Here is a 14,131-nt window from a genome sequence, read left to right on the forward strand (position 1 = left end):
GATTGCTAATTTCGGACCAGTGGCTGTACAGGCATCGCGAGAGATCGTCATCGATGCGCCGCCGGAAGTGATCCTGGACGCGCTCGCCGATATCGGCTCGGTTCCGGTGTGGTCTTCGGTACACAAGCGGGCGGAGGTCATCGACACCTATCCCGACGGGCGTCCACACCACGCCAAGGTCACGGTCAAGGTGATCGGCATAGTCGATCATGAAGTGATCGAATTCCATTGGGGGCCGGACTGGATGGTGTGGGACGCCGAGAAGACCGTGCACCAGCACGGCCAGCACGTCGAGTACACGATGCAACGCGAGGGAGTGGACCGCACCCGGGTGCGTTTCGAGATCACCTTGGAGCCGTCGGCGCCGTTGCCGGAGTTTCTGGTGAACCGAGCGCGCAAGAAGGTGTTGAGTTCCGCAACCGAGGGGCTGCGCGATTTCGTCATGAACCGGAAGTAATCGATTCTTCACGGAGCTTGCCCAGACGCCTGATCGCCTCGTCGAGGGTGTCATCGGTCTTGCAAAAGGTGAAGCGTACCAGGTGATTCCAGATCTCGGCATAGGCCGCGTCCGGATCGCAGAACGCCGACATCGGGATGGCCGCCACTCCAACCTTCTGCGGCAGCGCCGCGCAGAACGCGGTGCTGTCGGCGTAGCCCAGCGGGCGTGGGTCGGCGCACAGAAAGTAGGTGCCGTAGCTGTCGTGGACCGCGAAGCCGATATCGGCCAGCCCCGCCGCCAGCCGGTCGCGTCTGGCTTGCAAGCGTGTTCTCAGGGCGGTCACCCACGCGTCCTGGGTGTCGAGCGCCAAAGCCACCGCGGGCTGCAGCGGCGCGCCGCCCACGTAACTCAAATATTGTTTGGCCGCGCGCAGTCCGGCGATGAGTTGTCTTGGGCCGCAGGCCCATCCGATCTTCCAGCCGGTGCAGTTGAACATCTTGGCCGCGCTCGAGATGGTGACTGTTCGTTCGGCCATGCCGTCGAAACCCGCCAGCGGAAGGTGTCGGGGGCTTTCCTGGCCTTGAGGAGAGGGGTACACCAGGTGCTCGTATACCTCGTCGGTGATCACCAAAAGGTCTGCGGTCACTGCGATCTCGGCAATGGCCGCCAGCTCGGTGGCGTTGTACACCGCACCCGTCGGGTTGTGTGGGGAGTTGACGATCAGTGCGCGGGTTCGCGGCGTCAGCGCGTTCCGTATTGCGTCGGGGTCCAGAGCAAAGCCGCGACCATTGGGGACCAGCGGTACGGGCACCCGCTGGGCACCGGCCATCGCCACCACCGGCGAGTAGGAGTCGTAGAACGGCTCGATCAGCAGCACCTCCGAGCCGGGTTCGACCAGCCCGAGCACTGCTGACGCGATGGCTTCGGTGGCTCCGACCGTCACGAGCACTTCGGTCTCGGGGTCGTAGTCGATGCCGAAGTGCCTTTTACGCTGTGCGGCGATCGCCTCGCGCAGCGGCAGGATGCCGAGGCCCGGTGGGTACTGGTTGACGCCGTCGGCGATGGCGTCTTGGGCGGCCCGGAGCATCTCCGGCGGTCCGTCCTCGTCGGGAAAGCCCTGTCCGAGGTTCACCGCGCCGATGCGCGCGGCCAGGGCCGACATCTCGGCGAACACCGTCGTGGCGTAGGGCCGCAGCCGCGACACCGTCATGGTCGTCGAGCTTAAGGTGCGGCGCGCGCTTGCGGGCGGTAGTCGGACGGCTGTCGTCACACCCGTCACATTCCAATCTGGCCGCAAGCGTACGTTGATTTGTCTGCCTTTGCGCGGCATCGATGCTTTGGGCGTGAATCGTGGGCGTCGGGTGTGCAGCCTGGGCGGCGATCCGCGCCGCGCTCCCACCCCACGTTCACACCGAAAGCCGTCAGTTCACGCTCGGAGCCGTCAGTTCACTCGGGCGGCAATGCCGTCGCCAGCCACGAGGGCCGCAGCCGTGACCTGCGAAATCCCGCCCAACCAACAGGTTGGCCGAGGCCCCTGTTAGGGTGCGTGTACTGGACCTTGTCTTAAGACAGATCTGAAATCCCTGTTGCGAATAGGAAGCCCCCATGTCCGAAGAAGCCTTCATCTACGAGGCCATCCGTACGCCGCGTGGCAAGCAAAAGAACGGCTCGTTGCACGAGGTCAAGCCATTGAGCCTGGTCGTCGGCCTGATCGAGGAGCTGCGCAAGCGCAATCCCGACCTCGACGAGAACCTCATCAGCGACGTCATCCTCGGGTGCGTCTCACCCGTCGGTGACCAAGGCGGCGACATCGCCCGTGCCGCGGTGCTGGCCTCGGGCATGCCGGTGACCTCTGGCGGTGTGCAGCTCAACCGCTTCTGCGCATCCGGTCTGGAGGCCGTGAACACCGCAGCCCAGAAGGTGCGTTCCGGCTGGGATGACCTGGTGCTGGCCGGCGGCGTCGAGTCGATGAGCCGGGTGCCGATGGGATCCGACGGCGGCGCGATGGGGCTGGACCCGGCCACCAACTACGACGTCATGTTCGTCCCGCAGGGCATCGGGGCCGACCTGATCGCCACCATCGAGGGCTTCTCCCGCGAAGACGTAGACGCCTACGCGTTGCGCAGCCAGGAGAAGGCCGCCGAGGCATGGTCAGGCGGCTACTTCGCCAAGTCGGTGGTGCCGGTCCGCGACCAGAACGGCCTGCTGATCCTCGACCACGACGAGCACATGCGGCCCGACACCACCATGGACGGCCTGGCCAAGCTGAAGCCCGCGTTCGAGGGCCTCGCCGCGATGGGCGGGTTCGACGACGTCGCGCTGCAGAAGTATCACTGGGTCGAGAAGATCAACCACGTCCACACCGGCGGCAACAGCTCCGGCATCGTCGACGGTGCCGCGCTGGTGATGATCGGCAACGAGGCCGCCGGCAAGTCGCAGGGCCTTACCCCGCGGGCCCGCATCGTGGCCACCGCGACCAGCGGCGCCGACCCGGTGATCATGCTCACCGGCCCTACCCCGGCGACCCGCAAGGTGCTCGACCGCGCCGGGCTGACCGTCGACGACATCGATCTGTTCGAGCTCAACGAGGCGTTCGCGTCGGTCGTGCTGAAGTTCCAGAAGGACCTGAACATCCCTGACGAGAAGCTGAACGTCAACGGTGGTGCCATCGCCATGGGCCACCCGCTGGGTGCCACCGGCGCAATGATTCTGGGCACCATGGTCGACGAGCTGGAGCGACGTAATGCCCAGCGCGCCTTGGTGACTTTGTGTATTGGCGGCGGCATGGGTGTCGCGACGATCATCGAGAGGGTTTAAGTACATGGCCGACAACACAATCCAGTGGGATAAAGATGCCGACGGCATCGTCACGCTGACTCTGGACGACCCGTCAGGCTCGGCCAACGTCATGAACGAGGCGTACATCGAGTCGATGGGCAAGGCGGTGGATCGCCTTGTCGCCGAGAAGGATTCGATCACCGGAGTGGTGATCACCAGCGCGAAGAAGACCTTCTTCGCCGGTGGCGATGTCAAGAGCATGATCCAGATCGGTCCCGAAAACGCCGGTGAGGCTTTCGATTTGGTCGAGACCGTCAAGAGGCAACTGCGCACCATCGAGACCTTGGGCAAGCCGGTTGTGGCGGCGCTGAACGGCGCTGCGCTCGGCGGCGGCCTCGAGATCGCGTTGGCCTGCCATCACCGCATCGCGGCCGATGTCAAAGGCGCACAGTTCGGATTCCCCGAGGCGACGTTGGGCCTGCTGCCCGGTGCCGGCGGTGTCACGCGCACGGTGCGAATGTTGGGAATTCAGAACGCCTTCGTCACCGTGCTGTCGCAGGGCACCCGGTTCAAGCCGGCCAAGGCCAAGGAACTCGGTCTGATCGACGAGGTGCTGCCGACGGTCGAAGAGCTGGTACCCGCCGCCAAGGCGTGGATCAAGGCCAACCCGGACGCGCACGAGCAGCCGTGGGACAAGAAGGGTTACAAGATGCCCGGCGGGACACCGTCGTCACCGGCATTGGCGTCGATCCTGCCGTCGTTCCCGGCGTTGCTGCGCAAGCAGATCAAGGGTGCGCCGATGCCGGCGCCGAAGGCCATCCTGGCCGCCGCGGTCGAGGGCGCGCAGGTCGACTTCGACACCGCCAGCCGCATCGAAAGCCGTTACTTCACCTCGCTCGTCACCGGCCAGGTCGCCAAGAACATGATCCAGGCGTTCTTCTTCGACCTGCAGACCATCAACGGCGGCGGCTCGAGACCGGACGGCATCGAATCGGTCAAGATCAACAAGATCGGTGTGCTGGGCGCCGGGATGATGGGCGCCGGCATCGCCTACGTCTCGGCCAAGGCGGGCTACGACGTGGTGCTCAAGGACGTCAGCCTGGAGGCTGCGCAAAAGGGCAAGGGCTACTCCGAGAAGCTGGAGGCCAAGGCGCTGGAGCGGGGCCGCACCACGCAGGAGAAGAGCGACGCCCTGCTGGGACGCATCACGCCGACGGCCGATGCCGCCGACCTCAAGGGCGTCGACTTCGTCATCGAAGCCGTTTTCGAAAACCAGGAACTCAAGCACAAGGTGTTCCAGGAGATCGAAGACATCGTCGAGCCCAACGCGGTACTGGGGTCCAACACTTCCACGCTGCCGATCACCGGTTTGGCCACTGGCGTCAAGCGGCAGGAGGACTTCATCGGGATCCACTTCTTCTCGCCGGTCGACAAGATGCCGCTGGTGGAAATCATCAAGGGCGAGAAGACTTCTGACGAGGCCCTGGCCCGCGTGTTCGACTACACGCTGGCCATCGGCAAGACCCCGATCGTGGTCAACGACAGCCGTGGCTTCTTCACCTCGCGGGTCATCGGCACCTTCGTCAACGAGGCGCTGGCGATGCTCGGCGAGGGTGTCGAACCCGCCAGCATCGAGCAGGCCGGTTCGCAAGCCGGTTACCCCGCGCCGCCATTGCAGTTGTCCGACGAGCTCAACCTGGAGCTGATGCACAAGATCGCGGTGGCAACCCGCAAGGGTGTCGAGGATGCCGGCGGCACGTACCAGCCGCACCCGGCAGAAGCCGTGGTGGAGAAGATGATTGAGCTCGGCCGGTCGGGGCGTTTGAAGGGCGCCGGTTTCTACGAGTACCCCGACGGCAAGCGGTCCGGTTTGTGGCCGGGCCTGCGGGACGCGTTCAAGTCCGGCTCGTCGGAACCGCCGCTGCAGGACATGATCGATCGGATGCTGTTCGCCGAGGCACTGGAAACGCAGAAGTGTCTGGACGAGGAGGTGCTGACGTCGACGGCCGACGCCAACATCGGCTCGATCATGGGTATCGGGTTCCCGCCGTGGACCGGTGGTAGCGCGCAGTTCATCGTGGGCTACCAGGGTCCGCTCGGCACGGGCAAGGAAGCCTTCGTGGCCCGCGCCCGCGAGCTGGCGGAGAAGTACGGCGACCGTTTCCTCCCGCCTGAGTCGCTGACGTAAGTTCTGCCGCGAGCAGACGCAAAAGCACCCGACACGCCGTGCGTGCGGGTGCTTTTGCGTCTGCTCGCGAGCCTAGGCGGCGCGCTGAAAGAGGTAGTGCCGCGCGGGCGTCTTCTCGCGGTCCATCTCCCGCTCCTCGCCGGCGGACAACAGCTTCCAGCCGGAGGCGAATCTCCGTTCCATCTCGTCGGGTTCGATTCCCCGCACGCCGAACCTCCCGCCGGGCAGGAACGCCACGATCAACAGCCTGGCGTCGGGCGAAGCCACGGCGCTGACCTCGCGGACGTACGCGTCGCGATCGCCGTCGGCCATGTTGTGCAGGCAGCCGTTGTCGACGATCAACTGGAAGTCCGAACCGATCCCGGCCTGGCTGAGCTTGGTGACGTCGGTATGGACGAAGTCGACCGGCACACCGGCGCCCGCTGCTTTGGCGCGGGCCTTGTCGAGCGCCTTGGGTACAAAGTCGACGCCGGTCACTTTCCAGCCGTGTCGCGCAAGGTAAATCGACGAGTCGCCGGTGCCGCATCCGATGTCCACTGCCGTTCCCGCGGGCAACGGAGGTGTGTCACCGGTTCCCTCGACCAGGTTCCGCAGTGTCTGGGCGATAGGGTGACCGTCCCATGGGGTGAACCCGATGCGGTAGAAGATTCGAAAGAGAGTGTGCTTGGACGCCATGCCCTAACCGTAAACGTCTGCTCGCCCTAAGTGGGTGAGTACTCCTTGAACTGCATGGAGTCGTAGAGCCGCACACCCTTGGTGTTCAGCTTCGCCACGGTCTTGGTCAGCCCGGCGGGCAGCAGCGAAACCAGTTGCGCGCCACGGGTCAGCGCCCATACACCCGCCGTGGAGTTCGGAACGATGCTTTTGGCCACACCGCGGGCAAACGCGCGACTGCGGCGCACCGCCTCGCCCATCTGCTGTTCGTACGCCGCGAACGCGCGCGGGTAATCCCCGCCGGCCTGTGCCAATTCGCCGGCCAATATGTAGGCGCCGAGCACCGCGATGCTGGTGCTGCCGCCGACCGCGGGTCCTGGACAGTACCCGGCATCGCCGGCCAGGGTGACCCGCCCCCGCGACCACGTCTCCAAATTCAGTTGGGTGATCGAGTCGAAGTAAAAAGACGGCGTGTCGTCGAGCTCGGCGAGCCACCGCTCTACTTGCGCATGCATCCCGGCGAACGCTTTACGTAGTATTTCCTTTTGCCGCAAGGCATCTCGATGGTGGTACTGCAGCTCCTGCTTGCTGCGGAACATGAACAGCGCACGCGCGTCGTCAAGAGGCTGCGCGGTGTAGATCCCGGCAAGACGCCCGACGCCCAGGTGGACCACCATCTCACCGTCGTGCGCAAGCGCTTTCGGTACTGACTGCACGGCCAAGTACCCGCCGAGAAACTGCGTGCGTCCGGCGTCGTCGCCGAACACCAGGCGGCGAACGTTTGAGTGCAGCCCGTCGGCGCCGATCACCACATCGAAGGGGCGTGGAGCGGCCTGCTCGAAAGTTACTTCCCCGTCGGGGGATATCGCTGTGATGGAGTCGCCGAACAAATACTCGACATCGTCACGACCGACGTTGAAGTAGACCTCGCTGAGATCGTCGCGCATGATCTCCACGTGCCGATCGGATGCGGCGCCGGTGACCTTGGTGAGATCGATGCGTGCCGGTCGACGGGCGCCTCGGCGATAGATAGTCAGCTCGGTCGTCCCGGTAGCCAGGGCTTCGATCTGCGAGAGCACGCCCATCTTTTCGGAGATCTCCATCGCGGGCCGGAACAGGTCGACGGCGTGGCCGCCGGTCTTCCGCAACTCGGGTGCGCGTTCGACGACGGTCACGTCGAATCCGTACCGGGTGAGCCAGTAGGCCAGTACGGGGCCGGAGATGCTGGCGCCTGAGATCAGAATCCGCATGACGGCCTCCTGGCTTACTTAACGTTCGGTAAGCATAGCACTGCTGCTTACCTATCGGTAAGTCAGTTAAGCTCGTGGGGTGACTGGGCCCCGGTCGGACACCAGGCAGCGAATCCAAGAGGTCGCCCGCGACCTGTTCGTGCAACAGGGTGTTCAGCGCACCAGCCTGCAGGACATCGCCGATAAGCTGGGAATCACCAAACCCGCGTTGTACTACCACTTCGCGTCGCGAGAAGAGTTGGTGCGCAGCATCCTTGTTCCGTTGATCGACGAGGGTGAACGATTCGTGGAAGGCCAGGAAAGCCGCGCCGACACCGATGCCCGTGAATTGCTGGAAGGGTATTTCGATTTCCACTACAGGCACCGTCAGGACATGGTGCTGGTGCTGGCTGAGTTGACGATGCTGGCAGACCTCGGCCTCATCGACAAGGTGCTGGCGTGGCGTGATCGGCTAGGCAAACTGGTCTTCGGTCCGCGGCCAACGCTCGCCGAGTCCACTCGCGCGGTGGTCGCTTTCGGCGGACTGCAGGACTGCTGCCTCCAGTTTCCCGACACTCCTTACGAGGCGTTGCGCGCCTCGTCGGTGGAGGCAGCGCTCGCCGCGCTGGGTGTGTGAGGCGGGGAGTTAGCGTCAGTGCCGGGCAGCCAGCGCAGATGCTCGTGGGGGCCGAGCATTTCCAGGCGTCGCCAAAGCACGCTGGTTGGCAGTGCCTGGCTGCGATGCCGACGTACCGCCTGACATTGCCGACGCCGGTCCACGGACACGACCAGGTCGATATCGGCGGCCGCATGTCCGCTGAACTCTGCGTGGTATTCGGTGTTGAGTGAGTCCGCGACGCCGGCGGGCAACGTCCATCCCAGCACCTGCAGCCCGGTCCTGGCTGCGGCGGATTGCGCTGCCGCAGTTGCCTGCCGGTGGTCGGGGTGCCCCGTGACGCCGGTGGGATCGAAGACCAGCAGGCCGTCCGCACCCAATCGCTTCGCGAGATCGACGACCGGGTCGGCTAATTCGTCGGCGGGCGTATCGGCCAACCGCCCGTCTGGGTAGCTCAAAAGCTCCACCGTGCCAACACCGAGCTCGGTGGCTGCGGCCGCCAGCTCCTGGGCGCGGATTTCGCTGAGGTCGCCGGCAACACCCTGCAGCGTCGATGCCTCGCCCTGGGACAGGCACAACACGGCAAGCTCTGCGCCCTGTTCGGCGAACGCGGAAAGGATTGCGCCTAAACCAAACGACTCGTCATCGGGGTGGGCGACGACGGCGAGGACAGAGCGCCATGCGGGAAGCCGGTCAGCGACCATCAGAGTCCTTGGAAACCCGGATGGCGGATTCGACTTCGTCGACCGGGAGCTCTTTGGTGCAGAAGAACCAGTCCTCGCAGTGCGCGCTGTCAACGTGTCCTTCCATCCGCTCTCGTGCGGTGCCGCAGGAGCCGGGAGCGGGCAGGATTACCGGTTCACCGGGCCGCCAGTCGGCTGGCGTTGCGACCCCGAAATGGTCGGCTGTCTGCAGCGCCTTGACCACACGCAGCAATTCCTCGAAGTTGCGCCCCAGGCTCAGCGGGTAGTAGATGATCGCGCGGATGATTCCCTTCGGGTCCACGACGAAAACCGCTCGCACCGCCTTGCTCGAATCTTCACCGGGCATGATCATCCCGTACTTCCCGGCGACATCCATGGAGACGTCTTCGATTACGGGGTAGTCGATTTCGACGTCCTTGAGGTCACGGAAGACGATCTTGTCCTTGATTGTTCGTAGCCAAGCAATGTGGCTGTAGAGCCCGTCAACCGAAAGTCCAACCAGTTCGGTGTTGTAGGCCGCGAACTGATCGCGCATCGACGCAAACGTCATGAGCTCGGTTGTGCAGACCGGAGTGAAGTCGGCCGGGTGCGAGAAAAGGATCACCCATTTGCCTTCATAGTCGCCGGGAAAGTTGATCTCGCCCTGGGTGGTCAGAGCGGTGAACGCCGGCGCCGCGTCACCGATACGTGGCATCGATGTCGTCGTGGAGCGGCCTTCTATAGTGGTGGTCATCGTGATCCGTCCTTTCTCTGGCGGTACTCAGGTCGCCTATACCGGCCTGGGGCTGGCCAAAGTCGTGGCGCGTCATATCGTCGCCTGCCTTGCAGCATGCGCCCGGCACCGCAGCGGTGTGTAGGGCCGAAGGTCAAGTCTCTCGTGATGTCGGGCAACATTTTTGTAGTCCCTCCTGGTATCTCTGCGGGCCCGGTGCGAAGTATGGACCCGCTATTTCGCGGAGTCGTCACCGCAAGTGCATCGCTGGCTCGCCGGCACTGAGCTCATGACACGGTCGGCGTGCTGGCCGCAGCCGGCCCACGTGGTCTTGGCGTAACGAAGGCAGCGCACGGGATAGCACATGTTGGCGCTTCAGCTGTGAGTCGAAGCGATTGAGCGCTAGACCTTTGCGGCCGCGTTGCGCCCGGCGATTTGAGCGCGCACCTTTGCCATGTCAAGACCCTTGATCTGTTCAATCAAGTCCTTGAGCATCGCCGGGGGCATCACACCGGGTTGGCTGTATACAAGGACCCCGTCGCGAAACGCCATGATGGTGGGAATCGATCGGATGCCGACTGTTGCCGCCAGCGCGCGCTCGGCCTCGGTGTCGACCTTGACGTGCACGATGTCGGGGTGATCCTGAGCGGAGCGTTCGAAGACGGGTGCAAAGGCCTGGCATGGGCCGCACCAAGACGCCCAGAAGTCGACGAGCACGATCGGATTCGCCAGGATCGTCGATTCGAAATCGGTTGCGGTAACGGACTTTACTGTCACGTTATTTTTCCTTTCGGTACTTGCAGCGGGAAGTGAGCAGCGGTGAGTGACTATTGGCGCGATCCAGTGCCGGCGGCCTCGTCGGCGAATTCGCAGAACGCGTCATAAGCGCGCGCGCCGTAGATTGTTGCCGGCCCGCCGTGCATGAGAATGCTCACGCCGATGGCTTCGGCGGCTTCCGCCTTGGTGGCTCCGGCGCGAACTGCGCCTTGGGCGTGGGACGCGATGCAGCCGTCGCATCCGGCAACGACTCCGATGGTCATCGCGATGAGTTCCTTGAATTTCTTCTCCAAAGCTCCGGACGTCAGCGCGCCGTTGCTCATCTCCGCGAATCCCCGGTACACGTCAGGGATCATCTGGCGCAAAGCGCGATGCTTCGGATTGAGGTCGTTCAGGACGTCGTGGTAATGGCCGTGTTCGCTCATGCCTTATACAATCCCAATACCCCCATGGGTATTCCCATAGCCGACAATCTGATCCCGGCGGCGCGCGACCGGTATACCCTGGGGGGTAACGTCAAGGCCTAGTTGAAGGAAACAAGGAGCCCTTCGACGCGTAAACGTTGCCGAGGCTCAACTCACCGAGTAGGGAGGATTACCGATGACCTTGGGTTTGACCACCAAGCTGAACACCACGTTCGAGGACGCGGTCGAACGGATCACCGCAGCTCTGGCAGACCAGGGCTTCGGTGTGCTGACCACGATCGACGTCAAGGGCACGCTGAAGAAGAAACTCGACAAGGACATGGAGGACTACCTGATCCTCGGTGCCTGCAACCCGACTTTGGCGCACCGCGCCCTCGACATTGACCGGCAGATCGGCCAGCTGTTGCCGTGCAACGTTGTTGTGCGAACCGACCCAGAGAGCCCGGGCGACGCGGTGCTGGTCGAGGCGATGGACCCGCAAATTATGGTTCAAGTCGCCGGCCAGCCGGGAGAGTTGCAGGCAGTTGCCGACGAAGCGGGCGCAAAGCTGAAAGCCGCCATGAGCGCACTCGGCCAGACTGCTCAAGCAGGTTAGTCGGCGCGGAGTGCCGGGACCGGTGCCCTGGGGACCAACGTGAGACCGCAGGCAAGCCGCCGACGAATTCGGCCCTAGCGTCGTCCGGAGTGAATCTCGTCAGCGACAGGCTGTTGTCCGTGCAAGTCTGTCTGCCCGTCACCCGACGGATTCTTCGGCTTGCCGGCTACGCCATCCGCATCCTCGCCGAGCAGTAGCGAACGCACCAGCCGGCGCGGTCCGAAGGGGCGAAGCATGTAACTGGCCGGACGGGGCCGCACCTTCTGCGGCCACCAGAACCACCGTCCGAGCAGCGCCGCGACCGATGGCGTCATGAGCGAGCGCACGACCAGGGTGTCGAACAGCAGGCCCAGACCAATTGTGCTGCCTGCCTGGCCAATCGATCGCAAATCACTTGCGGCCATGGACATCATGGTGAAGGCGAATACCAGACCCGCCGCGGTGACGACGCCGCCCGTTTCGCCCATGGAGCGGATGATCCCCGTTCTCAGTCCCGCGCCGATTTCCTCCCGGAATCGCGAGACGAGCAGCAGGTTGTAGTCGGATCCCACGGCCAGAAGAATGATCAATCCGAACACGGGCGCGATCCAGTTCAATTCCAGGCCCAGCATGTGTTGCCAAACCAGCACCGACAACCCGAAGGCAGCGCCGAGCGACAGCAAGACGGTGCCGACGATCACCAGCGACGCGACCAGCGCTCGCGTAATAATCACCATGACAGCGAAAATCAATGTCAGCGCGGCGATTCCGACAATCAGCAGGTCGTACTTCGAACCGGTTTGTATGTCGTTGTAGACCGCCGCAGTGCCGGTCAGATAGAACTTCGCATTGGCCAGGGGTGTTCCCTTCACGGCAGCGTGCGCGGCCTTGAGCTCCGGGATGACGGTCGAGATGCCTTCGGGCGTCGCCGGGTCCGCATCGTGGGTGATGATGAAGCGCGCGGCCTTGCCGTCCGGTGACACGAAGAGTTTCAGGCCGCGTTGGAAGTCAGGGTTGTCGAATGCTTCTGGCGGCAAGTAGTATAGTCGTCGGCCTTTGATGAGTCGAAGGCCTGGCCCATCGCGCTGGCGGTCTCCGTCATCCGAGACATCTGCGTCACTAGCCCCGAGAAGCTGCTGTGCAGGGTCAACAGGGTTCCTTGCATGGACTGTGCGACAGCGATGATCGGCGGGAACTGCGCCAGCATTTGCGGCAGTAGCGCGTCGACATTGTTCATGTCTTTGATAAGGGTGCTCATGTTCTCGCTGAACTTGTCCACGCCGTCGATCGCTTCGAACACCGACCTGGCCGCCCAGCAGGCGGGAATGTTGAAACAATGTTGTTCCCAATAGGAATAGCTGCGGAGCGGTCTGACGAAATCGTCGAAGTCCGCCAGATGGTCCCTCATCTCATCCAGCGTGATCTTCATGTCTGTCATGTCGCCCACCATGTGGTGAGTTGTGCTGCTCAGTTGGCCCATCAAGCCGTACATCCGCTGCATCGAACTGATCATGACCCCGAGATCGTCGCTCATCTTGAGCATGTCGGTCATTCGGTCTTTCATGAATTGCAAGTTCTCCTGTATGGGAAGCGCTTGCATGCTGACCTGGAAGGGTATCGAGCTGTGCTCGATCGGTCCGCCCAAGGGTCTGGTGATGTTCTGGACTCTCGCGATGCCCGGGGTACGGAAGATATCCTTGGCGACTCGGTCGAGGATGATCATGTCACTCGAATTCCGCATATCGTGGTCAGCCTCGAGCATGAGGACGTCGGGGTTGAGCCGGGCGGCGCTGAAATGCCGTTCTGCCGCGACGTATCCGACATTCGATGGGAGCTTTGAAGGAATGTAATAGCGGTCGTTGTAGCTGATCTTCATGCTGGGCACGACGAGCAAGCCGACCAGGGCGATGAGCAGCGACGCCACGAAGATCGGCCCCGGCCAGCGGACGGTAGCGGTACCGATGCGCCGCCACCCGCGCGTCTTGATCATCCGTTTCGGATCGAGCAGGCCGAAACGGCTGGCCACAGCGACGACGGCCGGCGCCACAGTCAGCGCTCCCGCGATCACGATGAGAAGGCCCAGCGCGGAAGGAATGCCTAGTGCCTTGAAATACGACAACCGCGCGAAGTGAAGGCAGAACGATGCTCCGGCAATCGTCAATCCGGAGCCCAAGATGACGTGATAAGTTCCGCGAAACATCGTGTAATAGGCGGTTTCTCGGTCTTGGCCCGCCTGGCGTGCTTCTTGGTAACGCCCAATGAGGAATATGGCGTAGTCCGTCCCGGCCGCGATGGCCAGGGACGACAGCATGGCAACGACGAACGTCGAAAATCCCAGTAGGTCGTAATTGCCGAGAATCGCGACGACCCCCCTGGCCGTGAGCATCTCGAGGAAGACCATGAACAGAACGAGAAGCACAGTGCTGACGGAACGATAGACGATAGCGAGCATGATCATGATGACCATGCCCGTCACCCCCATCATTTTGAACATGCTTTTGTCGGCCGCTTCGGTCATGTCCGTCGTGAGCGCTGCCGGACCCGTGACATATGCCTTGATCCCGGCAGGTGGGGGTGAAGAATCGACGATTTTGCGAACCGCGTCGACGGACTGGTTTCCCAAAGTGCTGCCTTGGTTGCCGGCGACATTGAGTTGGACGTAAGCGGCTTTACCGTCCCCGCTCTGCGACCCGGCCGCAGTGATGCGGTCTCCCCACAAATTGTGGACATGCTGAACATGTTCGGTGTCGGCCATCAGCTTCTTCACCAGGCCGTCGTAGTACGCGTGCGCTTCCTGGCCGAGTTCTCTATTGCTTTCCAGGACGACCATGACCATGCTGTCCGAATCGGACTCCTGGAACTTCGCGCCGATGCGCTTCGCGGCGATCATTGCCGGCGCATCTTGCGGCGACATCGTTACGGCATGCGATCTCGCGACAAATTCTATCCACGGCACGAAAACGTTCAGGGAGATCGTTAACACCAGCCATGCCAGGATGATCGGCACCGCAAGCGTTCGGACGATACGCATGAAA

At 63.2% G+C, this 14,131-nt stretch carries 12 protein-coding genes and 1 pseudogene; 5 read left to right on the forward strand and 8 right to left on the reverse strand.

The window, feature by feature from the left end:
- Positions 1-19: 19 nt before the first annotated feature.
- Complete coding sequence (locus tag A5791_RS23435) at positions 20-457, forward strand: SRPBCC family protein (RefSeq protein WP_067242021.1); 438 nt, start codon at positions 20-22, stop codon at positions 455-457.
- On the opposite strand, the gene A5791_RS23440 is transcribed toward A5791_RS23435, so the two are convergent.
- On the reverse strand, positions 441-1,649 hold the full coding sequence (locus A5791_RS23440; protein ID WP_067242024.1) for a pyridoxal phosphate-dependent aminotransferase: 1,209 nt from the start codon (positions 1,647-1,649) through the stop codon (positions 441-443). The genes A5791_RS23435 and A5791_RS23440 overlap by 17 nt on opposite strands.
- Before the next feature lie 395 nt (positions 1,650-2,044).
- On the opposite strand from A5791_RS23440, the gene A5791_RS23445 reads away from it, so the two are divergent.
- On the forward strand, positions 2,045-3,256 hold the full coding sequence (locus A5791_RS23445) for an acetyl-CoA C-acetyltransferase (protein WP_067242027.1): 1,212 nt from the start codon (positions 2,045-2,047) through the stop codon (positions 3,254-3,256).
- 4 nt (positions 3,257-3,260) lie between these two features.
- Positions 3,261-5,405 carry a 3-hydroxyacyl-CoA dehydrogenase NAD-binding domain-containing protein gene (locus A5791_RS23450; RefSeq protein ID WP_067242031.1) on the forward strand — a complete coding sequence of 715 codons (2,145 nt, stop codon included), beginning with the start codon at positions 3,261-3,263 and terminating at the stop codon, positions 5,403-5,405.
- Positions 5,406-5,477: 72 nt separating this feature from the next.
- On the opposite strand, the gene A5791_RS23455 is transcribed toward A5791_RS23450, so the two are convergent.
- Positions 5,478-6,080: a class I SAM-dependent methyltransferase gene (locus A5791_RS23455; RefSeq protein WP_067242034.1), complete on the reverse strand. Its 603-nt coding sequence runs from the start codon at positions 6,078-6,080 to the stop codon at positions 5,478-5,480.
- A gap of 26 nt (positions 6,081-6,106) precedes the next feature.
- On the reverse strand, positions 6,107-7,309 hold the full coding sequence (locus A5791_RS23460) for an FAD-dependent monooxygenase (protein WP_067242037.1): 1,203 nt from the start codon (positions 7,307-7,309) through the stop codon (positions 6,107-6,109).
- Positions 7,310-7,388: 79 nt separating this feature from the next.
- On the opposite strand from A5791_RS23460, the gene A5791_RS23465 reads away from it, so the two are divergent.
- On the forward strand, positions 7,389-7,925 hold the full coding sequence (locus tag A5791_RS23465) for a TetR/AcrR family transcriptional regulator (protein ID WP_067242040.1): 537 nt from the start codon (positions 7,389-7,391) through the stop codon (positions 7,923-7,925).
- On the opposite strand, the gene A5791_RS23470 is transcribed toward A5791_RS23465, so the two are convergent.
- From A5791_RS23470 to A5791_RS23485, 4 genes are all read right to left on the reverse strand, one after another.
- The gene (locus tag A5791_RS23470) at positions 7,868-8,611 is read right to left on the reverse strand and encodes a PIG-L family deacetylase (protein WP_231995994.1); all 744 of its coding nucleotides are present in this window, start codon (positions 8,609-8,611) and stop codon (positions 7,868-7,870) included. The two genes, A5791_RS23465 and A5791_RS23470, sit on opposite strands and share 58 nt — an antisense overlap.
- Positions 8,598-9,341, reverse strand: coding sequence for a peroxiredoxin (locus A5791_RS23475; protein ID WP_231995992.1), 744 nt, complete (start codon positions 9,339-9,341; stop codon positions 8,598-8,600). Before A5791_RS23475 ends, A5791_RS23470 begins: the two co-directional genes overlap by 14 nt.
- A 381-nt stretch (positions 9,342-9,722) precedes the next feature.
- Positions 9,723-10,097: a thioredoxin gene (trxA, locus tag A5791_RS23480; RefSeq protein WP_067242050.1), complete on the reverse strand. Its 375-nt coding sequence runs from the start codon at positions 10,095-10,097 to the stop codon at positions 9,723-9,725.
- Between the two features lie 50 nt (positions 10,098-10,147).
- On the reverse strand, positions 10,148-10,522 hold the full coding sequence (locus A5791_RS23485) for a carboxymuconolactone decarboxylase family protein (protein ID WP_067242054.1): 375 nt from the start codon (positions 10,520-10,522) through the stop codon (positions 10,148-10,150).
- A gap of 175 nt (positions 10,523-10,697) precedes the next feature.
- Here A5791_RS23485 and A5791_RS23490 point away from each other — a divergent pair, with 175 nt between their 5' ends.
- On the forward strand, positions 10,698-11,117 hold the full coding sequence (locus tag A5791_RS23490) for a DUF302 domain-containing protein (RefSeq protein WP_067242057.1): 420 nt from the start codon (positions 10,698-10,700) through the stop codon (positions 11,115-11,117).
- Positions 11,118-11,191: 74 nt separating this feature from the next.
- Here the strand turns inward: A5791_RS23490 and A5791_RS23495 are convergent.
- Positions 11,192-14,127 (reverse strand): annotated as a pseudogene (locus tag A5791_RS23495) (RND family transporter).
- Positions 14,128-14,131 lie beyond the last annotated feature (4 nt).

Source organism: Mycobacterium sp. 852002-51163_SCH5372311, from assembly GCF_001667115.1.
In the GTDB taxonomy this organism is placed as follows: Bacteria; Actinomycetota; Actinomycetes; order Mycobacteriales; family Mycobacteriaceae; genus Mycobacterium.

What these genes read in the sequence shown, in the direction of transcription:
- A5791_RS23460 (WP_067242037.1), bottom strand. Translation starts at nt 7,309, where the DNA reads ATGCGGATTCTGATCTCAGGCGCCAGCATCTCCGGCCCCGTACTGGCC.
- A5791_RS23455 (WP_067242034.1), bottom strand. Translation starts at nt 6,080, where the DNA reads ATGGCGTCCAAGCACACTCTCTTTCGAATCTTCTACCGCATCGGGTTC.
- A5791_RS23475 (WP_231995992.1), bottom strand. Translation starts at nt 9,341, where the DNA reads ATGACCACCACTATAGAAGGCCGCTCCACGACGACATCGATGCCACGT.
- A5791_RS23490 (WP_067242057.1), top strand. Translation starts at nt 10,698, where the DNA reads ATGACCTTGGGTTTGACCACCAAGCTGAACACCACGTTCGAGGACGCG.
- A5791_RS23485 (WP_067242054.1), bottom strand. Translation starts at nt 10,522, where the DNA reads ATGAGCGAACACGGCCATTACCACGACGTCCTGAACGACCTCAATCCG.
- A5791_RS23440 (WP_067242024.1), bottom strand. Translation starts at nt 1,649, where the DNA reads ATGACGGTGTCGCGGCTGCGGCCCTACGCCACGACGGTGTTCGCCGAG.
- A5791_RS23445 (WP_067242027.1), top strand. Translation starts at nt 2,045, where the DNA reads ATGTCCGAAGAAGCCTTCATCTACGAGGCCATCCGTACGCCGCGTGGC.
- A5791_RS23450 (WP_067242031.1), top strand. Translation starts at nt 3,261, where the DNA reads ATGGCCGACAACACAATCCAGTGGGATAAAGATGCCGACGGCATCGTC.